This window comes from Algoriphagus ratkowskyi (assembly GCF_002150505.1).
GTDB lineage: Bacteria > Bacteroidota > Bacteroidia > Cytophagales > Cyclobacteriaceae > Algoriphagus > Algoriphagus ratkowskyi.
On the sequence record NZ_MSSV01000044.1, the window covers coordinates 1 to 6,447 of the forward strand.

Here is a 6,447-nt window from a genome sequence, read left to right on the forward strand (position 1 = left end):
GATGACTTCTTCTAAGTACCTACAATGTTTAGAAGCCTGCCAAAGGTAGGCTCAGTAATAGCCCCGAGTACAACTCGGGGTAAAAAATGAATTCAGGCCATTTCCTTCGGCGCAGAGATGTTGTAAGAATTGAAAGTTAGTGCCGAGGATGAAAATAAGAAGTAATTGCTGAAAATCTATCCTCAATCTCTCTATTGACCCGTATAAATTGAATTGAGAATGTTTTCTCTGATTATTTTTTGAGACCAAAAGTATCCAAAAGTCTTTGCCAGGGTCTATGTTTCAAATCGGGTAAATCTGGTATTAAGTTCAAAGTTGGTTAGCCGATTTGATTTTTAAGATTTGTCGATGCCTAAAAATTGGCGGATCTCTTTCGTTCCTCGCGAGCTAGCCAATTTTCTTAACGGCTACGACTACATTATAAAAACCACATATTCCCAATGGCCTTTTCATCCAAACTAGCTAATCTGCTATATGAATGACTCCCTAAGTTGCACGGAAATCCAGAATCACCCTGAAAGAGTGAAACCATTAATAGCCATGGGTGCAACCCATGGTTTTAGAATAAAAATACCATTCCCCTCGGCGCAGAGGCATTTTGGTAAATGATAGTTTGTGCCGAGGAGGAATTCCGGTGATGGTAGGGAAATGATTAAAGGATGAATGATAAATGATGAATGTCGAAGTATACCGCTTCGTTCTTTTGGCTTGGCCCAAAAGAACCAAAAAGCCAAGTCGTGGCAAAGCTTCCACCGCACACTCCCACCGCTGGCCCGCTGCCACGACCTCCCACCGCACCTTAATAATTAGCTAATCTGCTAAAAAGAAGGACATGCTATTTTATGCTGCCTGCCAAAGGTAGGCCCAGTAATAGCCATGGGTGCAACCCATGGTTTTAGAATAGAAATACCATTCCCCTCGGCGCAGAGGCATTTTGGTAAATGATAGTTTGTGCCGAGTAGGACTACTTAAGTAAATCCGGAGAATGAAAAAATGATGAAGTTTGCTGTGCTGGCAGGGAAGATGGCGCATAGCTAATGAACTAGAAATATGTAATCAAAACCTTCGAGGAGATCCTTCGACTACGCTCAGGATGACACTTCGAAGGTTATACATACAAAAAGCCTCAAATCAGATTGATTTGAGGCTTTTTTGGGCAATTGGGGAAGGGAGAAAACTAACCTATCAACGCGTTATTCTTTACCTGCTCGCCCAGGCTTCGCATATTAAAAGATTGCATCCCATACTCCATTTTAAGCCTGTTGAACTGATTTATTATCTCATTTAATTCTGCCATGGAACTATCAGGACAGGCACCAAAATTATGTGGATGCCACCAAAGATGATAAACTTCTCCATAAATGGCGGCGTATTCCATTTCGGATTTTATCCTCGCCATGCGACTTCTGTTCATGATCATATTATACTGCTGCTGTGGACGGAGAATTCTGGATGCTGGAATGATCAGGGGCTCGTTCTCAAATTCTTTTACCTCTTCCATTGTGAAAGAGGACCTAGCTCCTACCTGAAAAAAACAGTCAGCAGACCGAAAGATCTTCTTAATCAAGTTCTCATGCTGGGTTTCCTGCCAGAACCATCCCCCTCTGTTCTTTTGCTTTTTGATGTGTGGAGGAATGAAAATGAAGCATATTTATTAGGCTCATTTTTGAGATACTGGACGGGATTGTATCCATTCGTGATGATAAGAACGACGGTGGAGAAAATGGTCTGTGAGACACAGACCATGGTGCACGTGGCTATTAAAAGCACAAGTCTGCCTTCTGCAGGCAGGACTGGAGATTTGCGCTAGATGCGCATGCCGTAGGTATGCCTGGTCTTTAACCACGGTTTTAACCCGTGGTAAATATAGAAATAGGCCATCTCCCTCCTGCGCAGGGTCATCTTCTGGAGACTAAAATTAATGCAGGAGGATGGAAATGATTGCAGATTGGCCCTTCGATCCCGATGGCTATGCGAGACGCTCAGAGTGACAATGTTTAATTACGCTCAGTATGACAAGGGGTTACTTTACTCAGGAAAACTTCTCGAAGGTTGTAAGTAACGAAGAATGATTCCTCCCTACCTTTTTACTCAATTATTGCCAAAACTGCCTTTCTTCAATATCTTTATCAAAAAACCAATTCCCCTTGCTTGGAGCAGTAATCCTTATTCTAGTTCTCTTTGGCATCAGCCAACCTATTCTGGGCAATCTTCAGAGGGAACACAAATGGATCAAAGCAGGTCTTCTCAACCAGATGTATTGGTACCATATGCTTTTTGGATTAGTCTATTGGGCTTACTCTCAGTTCAACAGGTCAGATTCTATTAATTACTTTTATAGCTCTAGACATTATAGAAACTGGTTTGACGCTTTCAAACCTGGAACACTTTTTATCGAATGGGTAAACTATCCTTTTGCCAAATGGTTTGGGTTTAACTACGATATGATGATGTTTTTCAGCACCTGGATAGGGTTCTGGGGCTTTGTCTATTTCTACTGTTTTTTTAAGGAAAATCTTCGTTTCAATGCAAAGTTTCAAGGTTGGGATGCGATTACCATCTTTATGTTCCTTCCCAATATGCACTTTTGGACTGCTTCATTAGGAAAAGGCGCCTACATCTTTGCAGGGTTGGGAATACTTACCTACGGACTTTCCTGGCCTGGGAAACGCATATTTCATATAATCTTGGGAGGTTTCATGTGCTATATGATCCGTCCACATATACTCTTTGCAGTATTAGTAGGAATGGGTGTTGGCTTCGTCTTAGGAAAGGAAAAAGTACCTACCTATCAGAAATATCTGGTGGCAATCGGAGCAATAGCAGTAAGCATGTATGTCTATGCAGACCTACTTACATTCTTAGGCTATGATCCCAATAACGTTATAGAAAGCTTTGAAGAGGAATCAGGTTTAAATTCCCAGCGTCTTCAGTCCTCAGGTTCTGGGGTGGACATGGGATCCTACAGTCTTCCCATGAAGCTTTTTACTTTTTGGTTTAGGCCACTTTTTATTGATTCTCCCAATCTATTGGGAATAGCAATCTCCTTTGAAAACACACTTTATATCTACATGTTCAGTAAAATCATAAATAAGGATTTTATAAAATACATGAAGGAAGCTCCAGCAATGGTCAAAATGTCCGCTGTAGTATTTATCTCTATTTCAATATCGATGACCTTTGTCATGTCAAATCTGGGGATTATCATTCGGCAGAAGTCTCAGATAATGTATTTTATGCTCTTTGTAATTGTTGCCTTCCTAGACTGGCAAAAGCAAAATAGAATTCGAAAACGGGCAGAGATTTTTAATCGAATTGTGGAGGAGGAGAGAAAAAACTTGGTATTGACTAATGGGGAGAAATAGAGAAAAGAGATTGGAGATTAAGAAATCAGCGAATGAGAGATTGAGGGATTAAGAGATTAGAGATCGGCAGCTACAATTTCTCTTCTACAATAGACTAACTTCCAATTGATTAATTATTTAGAATGAATAAATTCACATCTAAACTTTTTACTTATGGAAAGGTCATACACATTCGAAAACCTGAAATGTTGGCAATTAGCCTATGAATTGAAAAAATGTATTAAAAAGGAAGTTATCATAAAATTCCCCTCTAGCGAAAAATATGAGTTGAGGTCTCAACTTGTTAGAGCTTCTAGATCTGCAACAGCAAATATTGCCGAAGGCTGGGGAAGATTTCATTATCTTGACAGCAATAAATTTTATTACAATTCTCGAGGATCCATATCTGAGATTTTAGATCATATTATAGAAGCTAGAGATGAAGAATATATATCACATGAAGTTTACCTAAAATTTAGAGCAATGATAATCGAATCTCTTAAGGTGCTAAATGGCTTTATTTTTTACCTAAAAAGAGAACATATTAAAACCTCAAGAAAGGGGTAAAATTTCTAATCTCCATATCTCTATTCTCCCTTAATGAACAACGGCATTTTTACTATCTCTCTTGATTTTGAGCTCTTATGGGGGATTTTTGATAAAGTAGGCAATTCTTACAAGCCTAGCTATTTTCAGTACACACGTCTGCTTGTGCTGGATACGCTGGAAACCTTTGCCAAAAATGAAATAAAGGCTACATGGGCTACTGTGGGGATGCTGTTCGCCCAAAATGAAGAGGAATGGAAGCATTACTCCCCTATCCAAATACCTAGCTACAGAGATCCCAACCTCTCGGCCTATGAGTTTGTAAAGAATTCAGGACTTAAACCTGAAGTTCATTTTGCGCCAGAACTAATACAAGCAATAATTGCTACCCCAGGTCAAGAACTAGGTTCTCATACTTATGCCCATTATTACACCTTAATGCGGGGACAAAGCCCGGAGCAGTTTCGTCAGGATCTGCAGGCAACTCAAAAGATCTCTCAGGACAAATTTGGAATACGGTTGAAATCTCTAATCTTCCCTAGAAATCATATCAATGAATTATACCTTCCAATCTGCCTGGAGGAAGGTTATACCCAGGTGAGGAGTAATCCAAGGAATTGGTATTGGCAAGAAACTCAGCACGAAGATCTCAGTAAAAAATGGTTTAGATCAGCTGATTGTTTTTTTAGAGTTGGTGAAAAAACCAGCTATCCAAAGACACAAATGCAGATTCTAGAGAATGAGCCCTTACTAATACCAGCATCTAGAATTCTTCGACCAATTTCCAAAAGCAATAAGGTATTCAATAGAGTACGTCTAAACAGGGTAAAAGAGGAAATGCTTTCTGCCGCCAAAGCAAAAGAAATCTATCATCTTTGGTGGCACCCCCATAATTTCGCCACAGATCCAATAGCGGCAATGATTGAACTGAATGAAATCATGAGTCACTTTCAAACTTTAAAATCAGAGTATGGGATGGTGAGTATGAATATGGAGGGGGTTCGGGAGATGGTGGTTTGTTAGTTGTTGGGTGTTGGTTGTTGGGTGTTGGTTGTCCCGATAGGTATCGGGAGTTGTTAGTTGTATGAGAGAATAGAGATTGGGAAAATAGAGATTGAGAGATATGAAATTTGGGATTGGGAGATTAGAGAATAGAGATTTGGAGAATAGAGATTAAAGATTGGTACAAAAAAGTGCTGTAGGCACGACAGATTAGTAGCCCAGGGTTTTAACCCTGGGTAGAAAAAGTAGAACGCCATTGCATCCTGCCTACAAATTCTGTGGGTTATTGAAAGTTAGTGCAGGAGGATGGAAAGCAGGAATTGGAGGGATGAGCGATTTGGGAAAGAATTTAAAATGAAAGAATTAAAAATTTAAAATTATTGTGCTTGGTGCTAGGATAAGTCCCATCGGGACGAACTATAGGTAGCCTAGGGTTTCAACCCTAGGTATAATAAGAATAAAACCGTTCAGCCTCGGCGCAGAGACAGTTTTAGAATAGGTGGTTTTTGCCGAGGATGGAAAACAGAAGTTAGATATTGGAGATTGGGTAAAGAATTTAAAATGATGAATGGTAAATGATGAATAATAAGGTGGGGGCAGAAAAGATGAAGGATCTAGGTGAAAAAATCAAGGTTTTACACCTTATAAAAAGCTTGGGTCGTGGAGGTGCTGAAAAGTTGATTCCTGAAACTGCTCTGGTGCATGATCAATCACAATTTGAGTTTCATTGCCTTTATTTTTACCATCAAAAGAATAATATAGTAGAGGAACTGGAACGAGCTGGCATCAGTGTTCAACTAATCCCATCAGGAAATTTGGGCTTATTTTTTCAGGTAAAAAAAGTTCGTGAATTCATCGAATCTCATAGAATAAATATTATTCATGCCCATTTGCCATGGGCTGGCATTCTAGCTAGATCTGTAGGTAAATTCATAAAAACCCCAATAGTATATACAGAACATAACACTTGGGATCGCTACAACAAACTCTCCTACTGGGGAAATCGAATAAGTTTCAAGGAGCAGGATGTCGCTATTGCAGTATCCAACGAAGTAGCACTCTCTATGAGGTTAAATTCAATTTGGAGTCCTTACAGGAGGGATGGTAGAATGAAACTGAAAGTGATACAAAACGGGGTGAATACGGAGATGTTCAGAAGACGGAAGACGGAAGACGGAAGACAGGAGAAATTAGGGATCCCAACAAATGCAACAGTAATCGGTATCGTTGCCGTATTCAGATCACAGAAGAGACTATGGCTTTGGGTGGATGTGGCACTGAAGGTTTTGGAGAGATGCCCTGATGCACATTTTATGCTAGTTGGCGATGGGGAATGGAGAGGAAGAATCGAGGATCAAATTGAAAAGTCTGGCAAAGCAGCGAATTTTCATCTGGTAGGTGTCCAAAAAAATGTAATTCCCTATTTATCGCTTATGGATATTTACCTCAGCACATCCGAATTTGAAGGTTTGCCTATCGCTATGCTGGAAGCTATGTCCTGTAAAGTCCCAGTAGTAGCCACTAGTGCTGGAGGAATTGGTGAAGTGATCCAACA

6 protein-coding genes are annotated in these 6,447 nt (G+C 40.0%); 5 read left to right on the plus strand and 1 reads right to left on the minus strand.

Annotated features, from left to right (window positions below):
* Positions 1–1,177: 1,177 nt before the first annotated feature.
* Positions 1,178–1,501, minus strand: coding sequence for a polysaccharide deacetylase family protein (locus tag BVH02_RS21005; RefSeq protein WP_086503436.1), 324 nt, complete (start codon positions 1,499–1,501; stop codon positions 1,178–1,180).
* 72 nt (positions 1,502–1,573) lie between these two features.
* Between BVH02_RS21005 and BVH02_RS21010 the strand changes: the two genes are divergently transcribed.
* From BVH02_RS21010 to BVH02_RS21030, 5 genes are all read left to right on the plus strand, one after another.
* Positions 1,574–1,810 carry a hypothetical protein gene (locus BVH02_RS21010; protein ID WP_086503437.1) on the plus strand — a complete coding sequence of 79 codons (237 nt, stop codon included), beginning with the start codon at positions 1,574–1,576 and terminating at the stop codon, positions 1,808–1,810.
* Positions 1,811–2,147: 337 nt separating this feature from the next.
* On the plus strand, positions 2,148–3,365 hold the full coding sequence (locus tag BVH02_RS21015; RefSeq protein ID WP_086503438.1) for a hypothetical protein: 1,218 nt from the start codon (positions 2,148–2,150) through the stop codon (positions 3,363–3,365).
* Between the two features lie 153 nt (positions 3,366–3,518).
* Positions 3,519–3,911 carry a four helix bundle protein gene (locus tag BVH02_RS21020; RefSeq protein ID WP_086503439.1) on the plus strand — a complete coding sequence of 131 codons (393 nt, stop codon included), beginning with the start codon at positions 3,519–3,521 and terminating at the stop codon, positions 3,909–3,911.
* A 33-nt stretch (positions 3,912–3,944) separates the two neighbouring features.
* Entirely contained in the window at positions 3,945–4,913 is a 969-nt protein-coding gene (locus tag BVH02_RS21025; RefSeq protein ID WP_086503440.1) for a polysaccharide deacetylase family protein, read from the plus strand.
* 554 nt (positions 4,914–5,467) lie between these two features.
* On the plus strand, positions 5,468–6,447 hold a 980-nt coding region (locus BVH02_RS21030; RefSeq protein ID WP_240507481.1), incomplete at its 3' end, for a glycosyltransferase.